The sequence below is a fragment of the Corallococcus sp. 4LFB genome (assembly GCF_046520365.1).
GTDB lineage: Bacteria > Myxococcota > Myxococcia > Myxococcales > Myxococcaceae > Corallococcus > Corallococcus caeni.
The window spans coordinates 1-18,937 of record NZ_JBKGHJ010000048.1; the positions used below are offsets into that span (position 1 = coordinate 1).

14 protein-coding genes and 1 pseudogene are annotated in these 18,937 nt (G+C 70.3%); 11 read left to right on the forward strand and 4 right to left on the reverse strand.

Features of this window, described 5'->3' with window-relative positions:
• A partial coding sequence (locus tag ACLEQD_RS08075) for a TolC family protein (protein WP_410382944.1) occupies window positions 1-1,361 on the forward strand: 1,361 nt, incomplete at its 5' end.
• A gap of 66 nt (window positions 1,362-1,427) precedes the next feature.
• On the forward strand, window positions 1,428-2,063 hold the full coding sequence (locus tag ACLEQD_RS08080; protein WP_410382945.1) for a phospholipid-binding protein MlaC: 636 nt from the start codon (window positions 1,428-1,430) through the stop codon (window positions 2,061-2,063).
• A gap of 85 nt (window positions 2,064-2,148) precedes the next feature.
• On the opposite strand, the gene ACLEQD_RS08085 is transcribed toward ACLEQD_RS08080, so the two are convergent.
• Together ACLEQD_RS08085 and ACLEQD_RS08090 are read right to left on the reverse strand one after the other, a co-directional pair.
• Window positions 2,149-3,333 carry an N-acetyltransferase gene (locus ACLEQD_RS08085; protein ID WP_410382946.1) on the reverse strand — a complete coding sequence of 395 codons (1,185 nt, stop codon included), beginning with the start codon at window positions 3,331-3,333 and terminating at the stop codon, window positions 2,149-2,151.
• Between the two features lie 9 nt (window positions 3,334-3,342).
• Window positions 3,343-4,899 (reverse strand): aminotransferase class I/II-fold pyridoxal phosphate-dependent enzyme, encoded by a 1,557-nt coding sequence (locus ACLEQD_RS08090; RefSeq protein WP_410382947.1) that lies wholly within the window; start codon window positions 4,897-4,899, stop codon window positions 3,343-3,345.
• A gap of 431 nt (window positions 4,900-5,330) precedes the next feature.
• Between ACLEQD_RS08090 and ACLEQD_RS08095 the strand changes: the two genes are divergently transcribed.
• The 5 genes from ACLEQD_RS08095 (at window position 5,331) to ACLEQD_RS08115 (ending at window position 11,779) form a co-directional block, all read left to right on the forward strand.
• Window positions 5,331-7,796, forward strand: coding sequence for an efflux RND transporter permease subunit (locus ACLEQD_RS08095; protein ID WP_410382963.1), 2,466 nt, complete (start codon window positions 5,331-5,333; stop codon window positions 7,794-7,796).
• On the forward strand, window positions 7,793-8,773 hold the full coding sequence (locus ACLEQD_RS08100) for a phosphatase PAP2 family protein (protein WP_410382948.1): 981 nt from the start codon (window positions 7,793-7,795) through the stop codon (window positions 8,771-8,773). The genes ACLEQD_RS08095 and ACLEQD_RS08100 overlap by 4 nt, the downstream gene beginning before the upstream one ends.
• A 64-nt stretch (window positions 8,774-8,837) precedes the next feature.
• Window positions 8,838-10,037 carry an aminotransferase class I/II-fold pyridoxal phosphate-dependent enzyme gene (locus ACLEQD_RS08105; RefSeq protein ID WP_410382949.1) on the forward strand — a complete coding sequence of 400 codons (1,200 nt, stop codon included), beginning with the start codon at window positions 8,838-8,840 and terminating at the stop codon, window positions 10,035-10,037.
• 26 nt (window positions 10,038-10,063) lie between these two features.
• A complete protein-coding gene (locus tag ACLEQD_RS08110; RefSeq protein WP_410382950.1) occupies window positions 10,064-10,783 on the forward strand; it encodes a class I SAM-dependent methyltransferase in 720 nt (239 codons plus the stop codon).
• Between the two features lie 21 nt (window positions 10,784-10,804).
• Window positions 10,805-11,779 (forward strand): hydroxymethylglutaryl-CoA lyase, encoded by a 975-nt coding sequence (locus ACLEQD_RS08115; RefSeq protein ID WP_120527809.1) that lies wholly within the window; start codon window positions 10,805-10,807, stop codon window positions 11,777-11,779.
• A 25-nt stretch (window positions 11,780-11,804) separates the two neighbouring features.
• Here ACLEQD_RS08115 and ACLEQD_RS08120 read toward each other — a convergent pair whose 3' ends face one another.
• Entirely contained in the window at window positions 11,805-13,787 is a 1,983-nt protein-coding gene (locus ACLEQD_RS08120) for a TIM44-like domain-containing protein (protein ID WP_410382951.1), read from the reverse strand.
• 191 nt (window positions 13,788-13,978) lie between these two features.
• Between ACLEQD_RS08120 and ACLEQD_RS08125 the strand changes: the two are divergent.
• A pseudogene (locus tag ACLEQD_RS08125) lies at window positions 13,979-14,667 on the forward strand (enoyl-CoA hydratase-related protein).
• Between the two features lie 81 nt (window positions 14,668-14,748).
• Here the strand turns inward: ACLEQD_RS08125 and ACLEQD_RS08130 are convergent.
• The gene (locus ACLEQD_RS08130; RefSeq protein ID WP_410382952.1) at window positions 14,749-15,129 is read right to left on the reverse strand and encodes a YtxH domain-containing protein; all 381 of its coding nucleotides are present in this window, start codon (window positions 15,127-15,129) and stop codon (window positions 14,749-14,751) included.
• 217 nt (window positions 15,130-15,346) lie between these two features.
• On the opposite strand from ACLEQD_RS08130, the gene ACLEQD_RS08135 reads away from it, so the two are divergent.
• Genes ACLEQD_RS08135 through ACLEQD_RS08145 form a run of 3 tightly spaced genes read left to right on the forward strand, consistent with a single transcriptional unit; the run spans window position 15,347 to window position 18,928 of the window.
• Window positions 15,347-16,876 carry an acyl-CoA carboxylase subunit beta gene (locus ACLEQD_RS08135; protein ID WP_410382953.1) on the forward strand — a complete coding sequence of 510 codons (1,530 nt, stop codon included), beginning with the start codon at window positions 15,347-15,349 and terminating at the stop codon, window positions 16,874-16,876.
• A 43-nt stretch (window positions 16,877-16,919) separates the two neighbouring features.
• A complete protein-coding gene (locus tag ACLEQD_RS08140; protein ID WP_410382954.1) occupies window positions 16,920-18,065 on the forward strand; it encodes an acyl-CoA dehydrogenase family protein in 1,146 nt (381 codons plus the stop codon).
• A complete protein-coding gene (locus tag ACLEQD_RS08145) occupies window positions 18,065-18,928 on the forward strand; it encodes a hypothetical protein (RefSeq protein ID WP_410382955.1) in 864 nt (287 codons plus the stop codon). Before ACLEQD_RS08140 ends, ACLEQD_RS08145 begins: the two co-directional genes overlap by 1 nt.
• Window positions 18,929-18,937 lie beyond the last annotated feature (9 nt).

Sequence of the window (18,937 nt, forward strand, 5' to 3'; positions counted from 1 at the left end):
CGCCCCGGACGGAGGCCCGGGCCCCGGGCACCACCGAAGCCGCGAAGCCTCCGCGCGGGCCCATCACCCTGGCGCAGCTGGTGGCCAGGGCGCGCACGCAGGACGCGCGCGTGGCGGAGGCCACCGCGGAGCTGCGCAAGTTCCAGGCGCTCTATGATCAGGCCCGCTGGGCCTGGTTCCCCCGCTTCGAGATCACCCTGGGCGCGGGCGGCCCCGTCCCGGAGGCGCGCAACAACGGCCTGGGCGGACCGCCCACCACGGAGGCGTCGCTGGAGGGCGACTGGAACTTCGGCAAGGTGGGCGTGACGATGTTCTCCACCGGCAACGCGGTGTTGCCGCTGTACACCTTCGGCAAGCTCTCCGCGCTGGAGAAGGCGGGCGCGCAGGGCCCCATCGTGGGCGCGGCGCTGCGCGAGCGAGCGCGCGCGGAGGCGGGCTTCCAGGCCGCCCAGGCGTACTACGGCTACCAGCTGGCGCGGGCCGGCCTGAAGCAGCTGGAGGAGGTGTCCAAGCGCCTCAAGGACGCGGGCGAAAAGATCGACGCGCTCCTCGAGGCGGACTCGGATCAGGTGTCCAAGACGGACACGTACAAGCTGGGGTACTTCCGTCATCTGGTGGAGTCGCAGCGCGCCAGCGCCGTGCAGGGGGCGCAGTTCGCGCTCACCGCCATCCGGCTCCTCGCCAGCGCGGGCCCGGACGAGCAGGTGGAGGTGGTGGAGGAGGACCTGCCGCTCGAGGGCGACGTGAACGTGCCCGACCTGGAGACGTCGCTGAAGCAGGCCAACGAGCGCCGCCCGGAGCTCAAGGCCATCGCCGCGGGCATCATCGCGCGCGAGCAGGAGGTCCTCATCCGCGAGCGCAGCTACTACCCGGACCTGGGGCTCGCGGGCTACTACGACGTGCGCTGGACGACCAGCGCCACGCGTCAGCGCAGCCCCTTCGCCTACGACCCCTTCAACGACCGCACCGCGGGCCTGGGCCTGGTGATCCGCGGCACCTTCGACATCCCCATCAAGGACGCGCAGCTGGAGCAGGCCCGCGCGGAGCTGGACAAGATGCACGCGCAGGAACAGACGCTGAAGGCCGGCATCCGCCTGGAGGTGACGCAGGTGCAGAGCCAGCTCGCCGCGGCCTACGCGCGGGCGAAGTCCTTCACGGAGGCGGAGCGGAACGCGAAGCGCTGGGCCACCGCGGCCTACGCCGCCTTCGACCTGGGCACCGGCGACACCCGTGAGCTGGTGGACGCCTTCACCGCGCTGGCCCAGGCCTCCGCCGAACGCGGCAAGAGCTGGCACGACGTGCGGGTGGGGCTGGCGTCACTGGCCCGCGTCACGGGTGCCGTCCCGGCGACGGATGAATAACCCTTCCAGGCTGCCAGTCCTCACAGGTGTCGTCGCACCTGACCTTCAACCCGGAGCTTCATCCCTATGATTGCTTCCCTGCTTGCCGCCACGCTGCTCGCCGCCGCTCCCGTGAGCCCGCTCAACGTGGTGAAGAACGGCAACGCCGCCGTGCAGAAGGCGGCCAACGCCCCTGGCGCCACCGTGCAGTCCCTGGCCACCGTCGTGGAGTCCTTCGTGGACTTCGAGGAACTCGCCAAACGCGCCCTGGGTGAGAAGGCCTGGGCGGGCCTCAGCGCCGCCCAGCGCAAGGACTTCACCGACACCATGACGGGCCTGCTGCGCGCCTCGTACGCCCAGAAGGCCATCGGCCAGGCGAAGGCGGACGTGAAGTACGGCAAGGAGAGCGTGCAGGGGACCGAGGCCAAGGTCGACACGCAGCTCACCGTGAAGACGGACCAGGTGCCCGTCGACTACAAGCTCTACAAGGCCTCGCCCAAGGCGGACTGGCGCATCTACGACGTCGTCACCGACGAGGTCTCCCTCGTGGACACGTACAGCGGCCAGTTCAAGAAGATCCTCTCCACCAAGGGCTTCGACGGCCTGCTGACGACGCTCAAGGCCAAGCGCGCCCAGCTGGAGAAGGAGAACGCCAACACCAGCGCGGCCTCCGTGAAGGAGTCCGCCGCCGGTGCCTCGGGCGCCGCGCCGCAGGCGAAGTAACGAAGCAGGGCAGGGCGCCTGACAGCTTCGCGCTTCACCTTCCGCCCGGGTGCCACCAGCGCCCGGGCGGAGGTGTTTCAGGACGTCAGGCGGGCCGCTGGAACACGCGGTACGTCTTGGAGCGCTGGCCGCCCATGGACTCGATGGCGCGGTTGACCAGGTGGTTGTCCTCCAGCGTCCACGAAATCTCGCCGCCCGTGTACCCCAGCTCCTTCGCGGTGCGCAGGGTGTCCAGGTAGAGGATGGCGTCCAGGCCGCGGCGCCGGTAGCCCTCCTTGATGCCCAGCGTGAGCAGGCGCAGCCGCTTGAGCTTGCGCGACGCCAGCACCAGCTTCACCAGGCCAATGGGCAGGCCGAACGTCGTGAGCCGCCCCTTGGCCGCCTGGAACGCCGGGTTGGCGTCCGGCAGCGTCATGGAGAAGGCGACGGGCTCGCCCTTCACCTCCGCGATGAGCAGCAGTTCCGGGCGCACGATGGCCTTCATCTCCTTGGCCATGTGGTCGAACTCGCGGTCCGTGAAGGGGATGAAGCCCCAGTTCTTCTCCCAGGCCGCGTTGTAGATCTCCTTGATGCGGGCGACCTCGGCGGGGAAGTCCTTCAGGTTCACCGCGCGCACGGTGATGCCCTCGCGCTGGCGGATCTTCTCCGCGATGCGCGCCACCTTCTCCGGCGGCGGCGTGGACGACGACAGCTCCCACGCCCACAGATCCTTCGCCTTGGTGAAGCCGCACGTCTCCAGCAGGCCCGCGTAGTACGCCGGGTTGTAGGGCATCATCAGCGCGGGAGGGCTGTCGTAGCCCTCCACGAGCAGGCCCCAGTCCTGGTTGGAGGAGAAGTTGGCCGGCCCCAGCACGGTGTCGATGCCGCGCGCCTTGAGCCACGCGCCGGCCGCGTCCAGCAGGCCCCGCGCCACGCCCGCGTCGTTCACGCACTCGAAGAGGCCGAAGAAGCCCTCCTTCGTGCCGTGGAACTCCATGTGGCGCGGGTTCTTGATGGCCGCCACCCGGCCCACCACGTCCTGCCCGCGGCGGGCGAGGAACAGCTCCACCTCCGCGTAGTCGAAGAAGGGGTTCTTCTTCGGGTCCAGGAAGTCGCGGCGCTCCATCTCCAGCGGCGGGACCCAGTTCGGGTCGTCACGGTAGAGCGAGTACGGCAGCCGGATGAACGCCGTCCGGTCCGCCGCGCCGCGCACGGGAGTCACCTGCACGTCGGAGGGCATGGTGGGAGTGGGGGAGGAGGAAGCGTCGGACTGCTTGGCGGGGTGGGCCATGAGGGAGGCTCAGTTCCTTTCGGCCGGGGTGCCGCCGTCGGAACCCTCGCTGCCGTTGCGCATGAAGAGCTGGGCGCCCTTCTCCAGCAGCACGCCGCCCAGCTCGCTGCGCTTCTCCCACAGCTTCTTGGGCGCGCCGCCCAGCCGCCGCAGGTCCTCCGGCTGCAGGTTCGCCGCGCGCCAGGTGAGCTGCTCCACCGCGTCGAAGAACTTCCCGGCCATCTCCCGCGACGACATCCGCGACAGCTGATCCAGGGAGAAGCCCTTGTCCGCGAGCAGCCCCGCGCTGCCCGCCGCCCACGTCTCGCTCGCCTTGTTGCTGCGCACCGCGCTGCCCGGCCGGGCGATCTTCACCGGCTCGTACACCGTGGGGCGCGTCTCCGGGATGACGTTGAGCTTGCGGCCGATCTTCTCGAAGGTGTCCAGCACCTGGTCCAGCTGCGCGTCCGTGTGCGTGGCCATGTAGCTGGTGCGGATGAGCGCGTGGCCCGCCTCCACCGCCGGCGGAATCACGGGGTTGGCGAACACGCCCGCCTCGTGCAGCGCGCGCCAGAAGCGGAAGCACTTCACCTGGTCGCCGATGTGCACCGGCACCACCGGCGTCACCGACACGCCCGTGTCGAAGCCCATGGCGCGGAAGCCGTTGTGCATCTTCTCCGCGATGTCCAGCAGGCGCGCGCGGCGCTGCGGCTCCGCCTCGATGATCTCCGTCGCCTTGAGCGCCGCCGCGATGGACGCGGGCGTCATGGACGCGGAGAAGATGACCGAGCGGGCCTTGTGGCGGATGTAGTTGATGACGTCGAACGGGCCCGCGAGCACGCCGCCCAGCGACGCGAAGCTCTTGGAGAACGTGCCCATCACCAGGTCCACGTCCTTCTCCAGGCCGAAGTACTCGGAGGTGCCCCGGCCCAGCTCGCCCAGCACGCCCATGGCGTGGGCGTCATCCGTCATCACGCGGGCGTTGTACTGCTTGGACAGCTCCACGATGCGGGGCAGGTTGCAGACGTCCCCCTCCATGGAGAACACGCCGTCCGTGACGATGATCTTCCCGGCGCCCGGCTCCGCCGCGGCCAGCAGCTGCTCCAGGTGCTCCATGTCGTTGTGGCGGAACTTGCGCTCCGTCGCGAACGACAGGCGCACGCCGTCCACCAGCGACGCGTGGTTCGCGCGGTCGCTGAACACGATGTCGTGACGGCCCAGGATGGACGCCAGCGCCAGGTTCGTCTGGAACCCGGTGGAGATGACGATGGCCGCCTCGCGGTTGAGGAACTTCGCCAGCCGCGCCTCCAGCTCCTCGTGCAGCGCCAGCGTGCCGTTGAGCAGGCGCGAACCGGAGCAGGTGGTGCCGAACTTCTCCGTGGCCTTGATGGCCGCTTCCTTCACGCGCGGATCCGCGGACAGGCCCAGGTAGTTGTTCGAGCCCACCATGATGACCCGCCGCCCCTCGATCTCCACCTCCGTGGCGCCGTGCGACGCCTCGATGGCCCGGAAGTACGGGTACAACCCCGTGGCCTTGGCGATGCGGTAGTCCTTCCAGGTACGGCACTTGTCGAACACGTCGCTCATGGTGGTCTTTCTTACGCGTCGGGGGGTGTGATCCGAGCCGCTTTCCATGTGCAGGGCGCGTTCCAGGATCGGATTGCCCGGCCGCGTGAACACCCAGGGGGGACGACGCGAGGGGGTCAATAAAGAGGGAAATCCACACTGTCAAGGCGGGGACGGTTCCATCACGCGCCATGTGGGGCATCCGTGTCAGGGCGCGCCTTGACACGGATGCCGCATCGGTGGCACGCCGCGCCACCGGACCTCTGTTCGCCACTGGATGCTCCAGCACCCGGGGCACACACAGGTTCACATGGGGAATGGGTTCGAAGGGGCCATCTGTTCCGGGGGCCTGGATCATGGCCGGCTTATTGCTTCGCCGGTCGGTATCAGAGGAGCAGACGGTGTCCCAGGCACGACGGCAGCGGTGGTTCGAGGGCTTCATCCAGGCAGCGATGTCGCGCCCCTGGCAGGTGCTGCTCTTTGTCGCCCTGGTGACGGCCGCCGCGGGCCTCTTCGCCTCTCGCCTGGAGTTCCGCGGCTCCTTCGTGGAGCTCCTCCCGGAGGGTGCCCCCGAGGTTCGCGATCTGACACGCGTGTCAGAGAAGGCGGGCGGGGACGGGTACCTCGTCATCATGGCCCGGGGAGGAACGCCGGAGGCCCTCAAGGCCTACGCCACGGAGCTCCAGCAGCGCCTGGAGGCCCTGCCGACGGTCCGCTATGTCGAGCACCACTATGACGTGGCCTTCTTCCGCCGCCACGGGCTGCTGCTGTTGCCCACGGCGGAGGTCGCCTCCCTGAGGGAGGACCTGGAGGCCCGCGTCCGCTACGAGAAGGAGCGCGCCAGCCCCCTCTTCGTGGACCTGGGCGCGGACACGGTGCCGCCCACCTTCGAGGAGATCGCGAAGAAGCACACCCCGGACACGGCGCTGCCGGAGACGCTGGCGAACAAGGACGGCACCGAGGTCTACCTGATGATCAAGCCGTCGGGGACGGCGGGGGACCTGGACTTCGCGCGGCGCTTCGTGGCCACGGTGTTCGACACCGGCCGCGCGCTCGCGGCCCAGAAGTACCCGGGCGTGACGCTGGAGGCGACGGGCAACTTCCAGAACCGCATTGAAGAGGACGCGGTGATGCGCCGCGACCTGTCCAACGCGGGCCTGCTGTCCGCGCTCATCGCCGTGGGCCTCATCCTGCTGGCCACCCGGCGCATCTCCGCGCTGGCGGTGGTGGGCGTGCCGGTGGTGGTGGGGCTGGTGCTGACGTTCGCGTTCGCGCAGGGCGCCATCGGCCACCTCAACATCGTGACGGGCTTCCTCGTCGCCATCCTCATCGGCCTGGGCATCGAGTACGGCGTCCACCTGGCCATGCGCTACTGGGAGGAGCGCGAGCAGCACGGCGTGAAGGAGGCGCTGACGGCGGCGGTGCGCGGCACCTTCAGCGGGGCGCTCACGTCCGCCTTCACCAACGCGGCGGCGTTCTTCGTGCTGGTGCTGGCGCAGTTCCACGCCTTCCAGCAGTTCGGCCTGCTCGCGGGCATCGGCGTGCTGATGGCGGTGCTGTCCGCGTACGCGCTGGGCCCGTCGCTGCTCGCCATCGCGGAGCGCATCCGCCCGTACCGCCGCGACGCCGCCCCCGGCGCCGCCCTGGCCTCCGCGCCCGCCGTGGCGCAGGCCCCGGCGAAGGAGTGGCGGCGCTGGCCCACGGGCGTCATCGTCGCGGTGGCGCTGTCGGTGGTGGGCTTCGCGGCGTACTCGGTGGGCATCGCGCCCCGGCTGGGCTTCGAGACCAACCTGCGCAACCTGAAGGGGGACTCGCCGGCGTCGCGGCTGGACGACCACATCACGGCGCAGATCGGCGCGCCGCTCAACCCCGCCATCCTCTCCGTGGACACGCTGGAGCAGGTCCGCGAGGTGGAGGCCGTCATCGCCCGGGTGAAGGCGAACAACGGCGCCAACTCCGTGTTCCTGCGCACCGCGTCGCTGAGCGACCTGGTGCCCTCCGACGTGGCGGGTCACGCGGCGGAGCTGGGCCGCATCCGGACGCTGCTGGACGGGCTGCCGAAGTCCGCCCAGGAGGACCCGCGCGTGAAGGACCTGCGCGGCATGGTGGACGCGAAGCCCTACGGGCTGGAGGAGCTGCCGGTGGAGGCGCGCCGCCGCTTCGAGGCGCTGGACGGCAAGGGGATGTTCCTCCTGCTGTTCCCGTCGGTGTCCAACTACGACACGCAGGACCTGAACCGCTGGGCGACGCAGCTGGATGAGGTGGTGGTCGGGGCGAGGGCGAAGGGCATCGACCTGGCGGTGCTGGACAGCAACCGCATCGCCGCGCGCATCTTCGCGCTGGTGCGCGGGGACGGGCCGTTCATCCTCTGGTCCGCGGCGGCGGTGGTGTTCCTGGTCATCCTGGCCAGCCTGCGCAGCTTCAAGCGCGCGCTGCTGGTGGCGGGCCCGCTGTTCCTGGGCATGACGTGCCTGGCGGGCGGCATGTACCTCTTCGACGTCCAGCTCAACTTCATCAACGCGGTGGTGCTGCCCAACCTGCTGGCCATCGCGGTGGACAACTCGGTGCACCTGTTCCACCGATACGAGGAAGAGGGCCCCGGGTCGCTGGGCCGGGTCGTGCGCAACACCGGCTTCGCGGCGGTGGTGGCCACCCTGTCCAACGCGGCGGGCTACGGAGCGCTCCTCGTGGCGAACCACCAGGGCTTGCGCAGCATCGGGCAGATTGCCCTCCTTGGGGTGGTGAGCACCTTCCTGGGGACGACGGTGTTCTTTCCGGCCATGCTGGCGTTGCTGGAGCGGTGGAAGGGGCGGCGGTCCGCGGAGGCACCAGGGTCGGGCGCGGTGGTGCGGAGCCTCAATCTCGGGGGGGCCGGCGAGCTGCCGGCCGAGTCGCCGGGGGAGCGCAAGTCGGCGTGAGCATCTGGTCATTCAGCCAGGGCCGTGTGCGGCCCGTCCTGGCGTCGTCGGGCGAAGCGCTCGTGCGCTTCCGGCAGGTGGACCTCGTCCTGATGGCGGCCTGCTCGGTGGCGGCCCTGGTGTGCGTGGGCCCGGCCCGCTGGGCGCCGCACTCCGGCCGCAACGCGCTCCTCTTCCTCTTCTTCGCGCTGGGGCTGCCGGCCGTGCGCATGCTGGAGGCCCGCTTCCCCCGCCAGCCGCTGCTCGCCATCGTGGCGGACTTCTGGCTCCTGCCCGTGTCGGCGCTGGCCCACGGGTGGCTGGGCCCCATCGTGGATTGGGTGAACCCGCTGGTGAAGGACGCCCAGCTGGTCGCGGTGGATCAGAAGCTGTTCGGCTTCCAGGCCGCGGTGGCGCTGTCGCACGTGGTGCCGCCCTGGGCCAACGACGTCCTGATGCTCTGCTACTACGGGCACTTCATGTGGCCGCTGCTCTTGGGCGTCTACCTGTACGCCCGGGGCAGGGGGCCCACGCCCGGCTTCGACGAATACCTGCTGGGGCTGGGGCTGCTGCTGGGCTTCAACTACGCGGCGTACTCGCTGGTGCCCGCGGTGGGGCCCCGGTACTTCCTCATCGGCGCGTTCGACGGGCCGGCCACCCAGGGGTGGATCCTCACGCCGCTCTTGGAGTCCATGATGCGCACGCCGGTGTACACCCGGGACTGCTTCCCGTCCGGGCACACCGGGGTGATGCTGGTGGTGCTCTTCTACGCGTTCCGGTTCGCCCGGCGGTTCTTCTGGGTGATGCTCTTCCCCGGCATGGGGCTCATCTTCGCGACGCTGGCGGGGCGGTTCCACTACGCCATCGACCTGGTGTGCGCGGTGCCGCTGGTGCTGGTGGTGACGGGGCTGGCGCTGGCCCTGTCCCGGGCCGCCCGGCAGCGCGCGGTGGAACAGGGCGCGCGTTCCGTGCCCGTGGACGCTATCGTCCGGCCCTGAACCGCCAGCCGGTCACCCCGGGGTCCGGGGAGGACGTGCGCTGGCCTTTTCAGAGGCCTGACCCATGTCCCCCCGGCCCGTGCTCGCGCAACGCGTCTCCCGCTTCGGCACCACCGTCTTCTCCGAGTTCAGCGCGCTGGCGCTGAAGCACCAGGCCGTGAACCTGGGCCAGGGCTTCCCGGACTTCGACGGGCCGGACGCCATCAAGGAGGCCGCGTGGAAGGCCATCCAGGGCGGCGTCAACCAGTACGCCCCCGGCGTGGGCGCGAAGGACCTGCGCAACGCCATCGCGGAGCACGCGCAGCGCTTCTACGGCCACGCCGTGGATCCGGACACCATGGTCACCGTCACGAGCGGCGCGACGGAGGCCATCCTCGACGTCATCCTGGGCCTGGTGGACCCCGGCGACGAGGTGGTGGCCTTCGAGCCGTTCTACGACTCCTACGACGCCAACATCGCCTTCGCGGGCGCCACGCCGCGCTACGTGCCCCTGCGCCCGCCGGACGCGGAGCACACCACGTGGTGGTTCGACCGGGAGGAGGTCCGCGCGGCCTTCGGTCCGAAGACGCGGCTGCTCATCCTCAACTCGCCGCACAACCCCACGGGCAAGGTCTTCACCCGCGAGGAGCTGGAGTTCCTGGGCCACCTCTGCGCCGAGCACGACGTGAAGGTGCTGGCGGATGAAGTCTACGAGCACATCGTCTTCGCCCCCTCGCGCCACATTCGCGCCGCCACGGTGCCGGTGCTCGCGGACCGCACGGTGACGGTGAGCAGCGCGGGCAAGTCCTTCAGCCTGACGGGGTGGAAGATCGGCTGGATCATCGCGCCGCCGCCGCTGCGGGACGCGGTGCAGCGCGCGCACCAGTTCGTCACCTTCGCCACCGCGTCGCCGTTCCAGGCCGCCATGGCCGTGGCGCTGCGGCTGCCGGACAGCTACTTCCAGGAGCTGACGGCGCTCTACACCGCCCGGCGGGAGCGGCTGCTCACGGGCCTGCGCGCGGCGGGGCTCCAGGCGTTCTCCCCGGAGGGCAGCTACTTCATCCTCGCGGACGTCACCGGCTACGGCTTCGCGGACGACGTGGCCTTCTGCCGGCACCTGGTGACGGAGGTGGGCGTGGCCGGCATCCCGCCCAGCGTCTTCTACGGCCCGGAGCACCGGCACCTGGGGCAGCGCTTCGCGCGCTTCGCCTTCTGCAAGTCGGAAGCGGTGCTGGACGAGGCCGTGCGCCGCCTGCGCGAGAAGCTGCCCGCCCTCAAGCGCTGAGGCGTCCCCCCAAGCGCGCGACGGCCGTGGACGACTTCTTCGGGGAGCTGTACCTGCGCAGCACGCTGCCGTACCTCTCGGAGGCGGTGACGGCCCGGGAAGCGGAGTACCTGTCCCGGGCGTTCGCGGACGTGGAGGGGCCGGTGGTGGACCTGGGCTGCGGCCACGGCCGGCACGCGGCGCGGCTCAACGCGGAGGGCGCGCTCGCCGGGCGGGTGGTGGGCCTGGAGCTGGATCCGCTGTCCCTGCGCCTGCGCCGCCCCGGCTTTCCCGCGGTGCGGGGTGACCTGCGGGCGCTGCCCTTCCAGGACGCGTCCCTGGGGGGCGCGTACGCCTGGTATTCGACACTCTTCGCCTTCAGCGACGCGGAGCACGTCCAGGTGCTGCGCGAGGTGGCGCGGGCGCTGCGGCCCGGCGGACGGCTGGTGTTCCAGACGGTCCCCTACGAGCGGCTGGCCGGAAGTCCGGGCGCGTCGTTCCGCGAGCGGTTACCGGATGGGAGTCTCCTGGAGGAGGAGAGCCGCTTCGACGCGACGCGTGGCCGCGATGTCGGCCAGCGTCAGCTCACCTTGCCGGACGGTCGCGTCCTGCGAGCGGCGTACGCGCTTCGTTACTATCCTCTTGCGGAACTGGAACGGCTGTTGGAAAGCACGGGCTTTTCGGTGGAGTGGGTGCACGGCGGCCTGGATTCCGGGCCGATGACACCCGAGTCGACCGACCTCATCGTGGGAGCCGGGCGCGGTTGACCGGCCCGGGACACGTCCAAAGTGGATCCGAAAGAGACATCGCGAACGCGGGTCGGCCTGCTGGGGCAACTGCCCCGCCGGGTCGACGTGTACGAGGTCGGCCCCCGCGACGGCCTGCAGAACGAGCTCCGCACGCTGCCCACCCGCGACAAGGCGCGCCTCATCAACGCCCTGGTCGCCGCGGGGGAGAAGCGCATCGAGGTGACGTCGTTCGTGTCACCCAAGTGGATCCCCCAGCTCGCGGACGCGGAGGAACTGCTCAAGCTGGTGGGCCGCCGCCCGGGGGTCGTCTTCTCCGCGCTGGTGCCCAACCTCAAGGGGCTGGAGCGCGCGCAGGCGGCGGGCCTGGAGGAGGCCGCGGTGTTCATCTCCGCGTCGGAGGCCCACTCCAAGAAGAACATCAACAAGACCATCGCGGAGGCCCTGGCCGGCGCGAAGGAGGTGACGGCCGCCGCCCGCAAGGCCGGCATGCGCGTGCGCGGCTACCTGTCCACCGTATGGGGCTGCCCCTACGAGGGCCACGTCCCGGTGGAGCGCGTGGTGGACATCTGCCGGCAGCTGGTGGACGCGGGCATCTACCAGCTCAGCCTGGGCGACACGATTGGCGTGGGCACGCCGCGGCAGACGGAGGAAATCCTGTCCGCGCTGCTCCAGCACATGCCGGTGGACACGCTGGCGCTGCACCTGCACGACACGCGCGGCACCGCGCTGGCCAACGCGCTGGTGGGCCTGTCCGCAGGCGTCACCACGTTCGACGCGAGCATCGGCGGGCTGGGCGGCTGTCCCTACGCGCCGGGCGCCGCGGGCAACCTGGCCTCCGAGGACGCGGTGTTCATGCTGCACGGCATGGGCGTGGACACCGGCATCGACCTGGACAAGCTGGTGGAGGCCGGGGAGATCGCCCAGGAGCTCATCGGCCGGAAGCTCGCGGGCAAGTACCTCCAGGCCGCGCTGGGTGAGCGGGACAAGAAGGCCTCCCGCCGCGCGCAGACCTGAAGGCCCCTCACCGGGGACCGCGTGACTAGCGGTCCCCGAGCATCACCGTCAGCTGCTCCTCCAGCCCCAGGTGCTGGGCGGCGATCTGCAGCATCCGCCGCTCCTTGCGGTCGATGCGGCCGTCCACCAGCGCCATGTCCACGATGTGGCGCAGGAACACCTCCGCCTCCGGGCTGCCCCGGGGAACCAGCCGCTCGAAGAGCTGGGGCCCGGCGTTGAGCGCCATCTCCACGTTGGGCCACGACACGCTCCAGCGCTCCGCGCACAGCTTGAGCAGGCGGCGCTCGGCGGCGCTGACTTCACCGTCCGCGGCGGCGATGGACGCCATCATGTAGAGCAGCCGCTCGCGCTCCTTCACGTCCGTCACCACCCGGTCGCCGTCACCCTGGGCATGTCCGCCGACGTCCGTGGGCGGGGGCGGGACGGTGCCGCGCTCGGCCTGGCGCCGCTGCCGGTAGCGCTCCGCCTGCGCGCTCGCCTGCCGCGCGTGGTGCACGTTCCAGGACTCGAAGGGGAGGGCGGACGCGAGCACCCAGTCGCGCTCGCCGTTGCCCAGCACCGTGCCGCAGAACTCGCAGGTGTTGGCCGCGCTGTTGGTGGTGGGCGCGTTGCACTGCGGGCAGCGGTCCGTGGACATACCGGTGTCCGTGTTCGTCTTCGCGCCGTGGCGGCGCAGCAGCGTGAAGACCCAGCGCTGGGGCACCGTGGGCAGGCTGGGGGGCTTCTCGTTCACGGGGCCCACGCCCATGCGGGCGCTCCAGCGGACCTCCACCTGGGCCTCGTCGAAGGCCTCCGGGTGCACCTCCAGCGCGCGTACGTCCACCGCGCCCACCGCGCACTCCAGGAAGACGCGCCGCCGGCCCTGCTTCGCCAGCTGGCCCAGCTCCGCGTCCAGCTTCGTGAGGGCGTCCGCGTTGGCGACCTTGGACAGGCGCTGCGGCTCGTTGCGGCTCTGCGCGTCGATCCACTTCCAGAACAGCAGCGACGCGCGGTCCTCCAGCATCTCCAGGTTGAGCGCCGGGTCGGCCTCGCGCGCCTGCATCAGGCCGTCCACCTGCTTGTGGTGGCGCACGTGCTCCACGCCCTGCGTGATTTCAGAGAGCGTCCAGTCGTAGTTGCCGGAGTTCACCACCGCGTTGCAGAACTCGCAGGTGTTGGACGCGCCGCCCTTGTAGGGCGCGCCGCAGTTGGGGCACTTGCCCTGGAACAGGTCCTCGCCAATGCGCGTCTGCGCGCCCGGCTTGCGCACGAAGGTCCACACCTCCGTGAAGACCTCCGGCGCCACGCGGCTGGCGGCCGCCATGGCCTGCGCGTCCGTCTGGTTCGCGGGCACGTCCGTGTCGCGGATGCTGGCGCGCACGCGCACGTGGATGCTGTCGTACCAGTTCGTCTGGTGCAGGCCGATGAGCTGCACGTCCAGCACCTTCATGTCCGCGAGCGCGTCCCGCACGCCCTGCGCCTGCATCAGCCCCAGCTGCACGTTGAAGCGCTGCCACGTCGCGTCCGACAGGAAGGGGCGCACCGGCGTCATGTCCCGCCGGAACCAGGACTTCTGCAGTTCGATGAAGAGCCAGCGCACCTTCTCCAGCATGGGCTCCAGCTCGAAGGACGGATCCTTGAGCTTCAGCGCGTTCACCCACCCCTGCACGTCGCGGCCGGACACCTCCGTGCGCACTTCCGCCTCGCGTTGATCCAACGCGCGCCGGGTGGTGGCGTCCGGGTGCAGGTTGCGCTTGTAGAGCCAGTAGAGCCCGCCGCCGATGACGAGCAGCGGGACGGTCACCTTCGGATACAGGAAGAGGATCCGGATGAGGTCGAAGAGCAGCCAGAGGGGCAGCCCGTCACCCCCACCGCCGCCACCACCCCGGTCGCGTCCGGAGGTGTAGTGCTCGCCACCGCCGCCGCGCGCCAGGGCCACGAGCGGCAGGGCGAGCACGAGCAGGGTGGAGACGGTGAGCAGTCCGGGCAGCCACCGCCACGGGCGTTTCGTCGTTGGGCACGAAGGCATGGGCGAAATCCTAACCGTTTACGGCTTGCCAGACTGGGGAACAGGTTTCAGGCTGCGCGCCATTCACGCGGGCCGCCCACCGCGGTCCGTCACGGGGAGCGAAGATGCCGGAGTTCAAGGTCGACGCGCGCGGCGCCATCGAGATCTGGACCATCGACGGGGAGAGCCGCCGCAACGCCATCAGCCGCGCGATGCACCAGGAGCTGGACGCGCTCGTGGCCCGCGTTTCCTCCGGCCGCGCGGTGCGCGCCGTCATCCTCACCGGCGCGGGCGACAAGGCCTTCTGCGCGGGCGCGGACCTGAAGGAGCGCACCACCATGTCGGAGGACGAGGTGCGCGCCTTCCTCAACGGCCTGCGCGTCACCCTGCGCTCCATTGAAAAGAGCGACTGCGTCTTCATCGCCGCCATCAACGGCGCGGCCTTCGGCGGCGGCACGGAGCTGGCCCTGGCGTGCGACCTGCGCGTCGCCTCGCCCGCCACGGAGATGGGCCTCACGGAGGTGAAGCTGGGCATCATCCCCGGCGGCGGCGGCAGCAGCGGCTGGCGCGGCTCATCGGCCCCGGGCGCGCGAAGGACCTCATCCTCACCGCCCGGCGCGTCAACGCGGCGGAGGCCTTCAGCATCGGCCTGGTGAACCGGCTGGCCCCGGAAGGGCACCTGCTGGAGGTCGCCTTCCAGCTCGCGGAGGCCGTCGTGGACAACGCCCCCGTCGCCGTGTCCACCGCGAAGCACGCCATCGACGAGGGCACCGGCCTGGAGCTGGACGACGCGCTGGCGCTGGAGCTCAAGAAGTACGAGGAGGTGCTCAAGACGGAGGACCGGCTGGAAGGGCTCCGCGCCTTCGCGGAGAAGCGTCCTCCTGTCTATAAAGGCCGCTAGGCCCCACGAAAGCGACAGGGGCAACAGGCCCGCGGTTGCTCGCGGACCGTGCTGCCCCTGCCTGCTTCATTCAACCCGGCTTCAGGCGCTCGCGGTCTTCTCTCCGCCCATGTTCACGCCCTGCTTGTTGATGTAGCCCATCGCCTTGTCCTTGACGGTGGTGCGCAGCTCCGTGCCGCGGCTGGGGGCCATCAGCAGGGCCACGATGCTGCCCGCGGCGGCGCCCAGCAGGAACGCCCCCACGCCGCCCAGGCCCGCGCGCGCCGGCTTGTACGTCGTCAATCCCACATAGCGCAGCGCGTCGTCCGGGTCGAAGTTGTCCCAGGACTTGCGGGCGACCTTGCCCGCCTTGCCCGCGTAATCGGGGAGCTGGTCGAGCAGCTGGTGCGCCAGGAACTGGCGGTACAGCTTGCTCTTGGCCAAAGCCTTCGCCTGCCACGTCGCCTTCTTCGCTCTGAACATGGGTCCCTCCAGGGCCGGATGCGGTTTACGGGGCGGTTCGTGGCCCGCCTGGGTGCACACCCCCCGTGCAACATCAAGGTAGGCAGGGAGGCCCCCCGCGCCATCCCCCGAAGCGCTCTGTCGTAGCCCCTTGCGTCGTCCGCTGGACGGCACGCCTGGTGCTTCGGCTGGCAAGAAGGCAGCCAGGCCTGGGGTTTCTTGGTATGGGACGGCGGCCATGTCCTCAGACCAGACACTGCTCGAGAAGCTCGCCCAGGTGGAGAAGGGCGGCGCGTCCAAGTACCACGCGAAGAACGCGGAGGCCGGCAAGCTCTTCGCGCGGGAGCGCATCCGGCTGCTCGTGGACGCGGACTCCTTCGTGGAGGACGGAAAGCTCGCCAACAACCTGGACCCGGAGCTGCCCTCCGACGGCGTCATCACCGGCATGGCGCGCATCGACGGGCGGGCGGTGGCCATCATGGCCAACGACTCCACGGTGAAGGCGGGCAGCTGGGGCGCGCGCACGGTGGAGAAGATCCTCCGCATCCAGGAGACGGCGAGGGCGCAGCGCTGCCCCCTCTTGTACCTGGTGGACAGCGCGGGCGCGCGCATCACGGACCAGGTGGAGATGTTCCCCGGCCGCCGGGGCGCGGGCCGCATCTTCTACAACGAGGTCCACCTGTCGGGCTTCGTCCCGCAGATCTGCCTCCTGTTCGGCCCGTCCGCCGCGGGCGGCGCGTACATCCCCGCGTTCTGCGACCTGGTCATCATGGTGGAGGGCAACGCCTCCATGTACCTGGGCAGCCCGCGCATGGCGGAGATGGTCATCGGTGAGAAGGTCACGCTGGAGGAGATGGGCGGCGCGAAGATGCACTGCTCCGTGTCCGGCGTGGGCGACGTGCTGGTGAAGACGGAGCAGGACGCCATCGCCGCGGCGAAGCAGTACCTGGCCTTCTTCCCGGAGAACTTCTCCAAGGCCCCGCCCACCGTCGAGCTGAAGGCCCCCAAGCACAGCGGCAAGCGCGTGGATGAGATCGTCCCGCCGGATCAGAACAAGCCGTTCGACATGCACGCCCTCATCACGGAGCTCATCGACGAGGGCAGCTGGTTCGAGGTGAAGAAGCTCTTCGCGCAGGAGCTCATCACCGGCCTGGCGCGCATCGGCGGCCGGCCGGTGGGCATCGTCGCGAACCAGCCCAAGTACAAGGGCGGCGTGCTGTTCGTGGACAGCGCGGACAAGGCGGCCCGGTTCATCTGGCTGTGTGACGCGTTCAACATCCCGCTGCTGTACCTGTCGGACGTGCCGGGCTTCATGATTGGCACCAAGGTGGAGCGCGCGGGCATCATCCGCGCGGGCGCGAAGATGATCTCCGCGGTGTCGGAGGCCAGCGTGCCGCGCATCTGCGTGGTGGTGCGCAAGGCCTACGGCGCCGGCCTCTACGCCATGAGCGGGCCGGGCTTCGCCCCGGAGGCCACGCTGGCGCTGCCCCAGGCGATGATCGCCGTGATGGGCCCGGAGGCGGCGGTGAACGCCGTCTACTTCAACAAGATTCAAGAGCTGCCGGAGGCCGAGCGGCCAGCCTTCGTCCAGAAGCTGCGCGACGAGTACAAGCAGGACGTGGACATCTACAAGCTGGCCAGCGAGCTCATCATCGACGCCGTGATTCCGGGCGACTCCCTGCGCGGGGAATTGCTCCAGCGTTATTCGCTTTATGCGGACCGGTTCCAGCCCCGTGCGGAGAAGAAGCACGGCGTCCACCCCGTCTGAAGTTCCCCACCCGTCACTCACGCTCTAGATTCCGCACCCGACCATGGACTTCGAACTTCCTGAAAGCCACCGCGCCCTCCAGGCCTCCCTCCGTGAATTCTGCGAACGCCGCGTGAAGCCGTACGCGCGGGAATGGGACAAGGACGAGAAGTTCCCCATGGAGGTGGTGAAGGAGCTGGGCCAGCTGGGCGTGCTGGGCATGCTCGTCTCCGAGGAGTACGGCGGGGCGGCCATGGACTCGCTCGCCGTGGCGGTGGCCGTGGAGGAGATCGCCCGCTACGACGGCTCGCTCGCCCTCACGGTGGCCAGCCACAACGGCCTGGGGACCAGCCACGTGCGCGTCTTCGGCAACAAGGCGCAGCACCAGCGCTACCTGCCCAAGCTCGCCACCGGCGAGTGGCTGGGCGCGTGGGGCCTCACCGAGCCGGGATCCGGTTCGGACGCGTCCGGCATGCGCACCACCGCCGTGAAGAAGGGCAACAAGTGGGTGCTCAACGGCGCGAAGATGTTCATCACCCAGGGCACGGTGGGTGACGTGTTCGTGGTGCTGGCGCTCACGTCGCCGGAGAAGCGCCAGAAGGGCATCACCGCCTTCGTGCTGGAGAAGGGCCTCCCCGGCTTCAGCCAGCGCTCCATCCACGGCAAGCTGGGCATGCGCTCGTCGGACACCGCGGAGCTCATCCTGGAGAACGTGGAGGTCGGAGACGACGCCATCGTGGGCGAGGTCGACCGCGGCTTCATCGACACGCTGAAGATCCTCGACAAGGGCCGCATCACCATCGGCGCGCTGTCGGTGGGCCTGCTGCGCGGGGCGCTGGAGGAGTCGGTGGCGTACTCCAAGGACCGCACCGCGTTCGGCCAGCCCATCGGTGAGTTCCAGGGCCTGCGCTGGATGATGGCGGACATGAAGACGGAGCTGGAGGCGGCGCGCCTGCTGGTGCACCGCGCGGCGCGGCTCGCGGACGCGGGGCAGCCGTACTCGGAGGAGGCCTCCATGGCGAAGCTGTTCGCTTCGGAGGCGGCCATGCGCGGCTGCAACAAGGCCGTGCAGATCCACGGCGGCTACGGCTACACGCGCGAGTTCCCGGTGGAGCGCTACCTGCGCGACGCCAAGCTCTGTGAGATTGGCGAGGGCACGAGCGAGATCCAGCGCACCATCATCGCCCGCGAGACCTTCAAAGGGGCCTGATGGATACCGCTCGGCTGCGTGAGCTGGGGCTCCAGGTCCGTGAGGAGCCGTCCGGCGTCGAAGTGGTGCTGGACCTGGAGGCCGCGTCCCTGGTGAACCCCATCACCCGGGACTTCATCACCGACATCACCTTCCAGGTGATGGGTGACCGGCTCATCCCCATCGCGCCGCCGGCGGTGGTGGGCATGACGCCCATCCTGCTGTCCGCCATCGACGCGGCGGAGGAGATGCAGGCGCTGCTGCTGGACACCTTCAGCGACCACGTCTTCCACCTGCAGCGCCGCTCGGAGGAGTTGCAGCTGCTGGGCCTGCCCGCGGACGTGGATCCGCGGTCGCTGGAGCTGTCCACGTCGGTGGAGGAGGGACAGCTCGCGGTGAAGCTGGTGGCGGACCGGCAGGGCAACTTCCGCATCGCGCAGGCCATCCGGGGCGGGGAGGAGCTGGCCACCGCCGCGGGGCACGTCATCGAGCTGTCGGAGTTCCGCGAGCGGGCCGCGCTGACGGGCTACCTGTCCGCGCTGCTCGGCGAGCCGATGGCGCGGGCCCCCCAGGCGGCGAGCGGCCCGGAGCCGCTGCGCTTCGTGGAGGTGGTGGAGAAGTTCGGTCCGCAGGCGCTGGTGCCGCCGCGCAGCAGCCTGGAGCTGCTGGCGCAGCTGCAGGTGGAGGGCAAGGCCTACCGCTTCGCCGCCGCGCGCATCGCCGGGCGCACCTTCCGGGGCCTGCTGGCGGGCACCCAGGGCAAGGTGTGGGCGGGCCGCTTCGAACTGGATGAGTTCCCCGGCGTGGTGCGGATGGTGGCGGACCTGTTGAAGGTCGCTCCCGAGGCCGTGCGCCTCGTGGGCCCGGACGCCCCCCAGGAGTGAGCCGCGTGG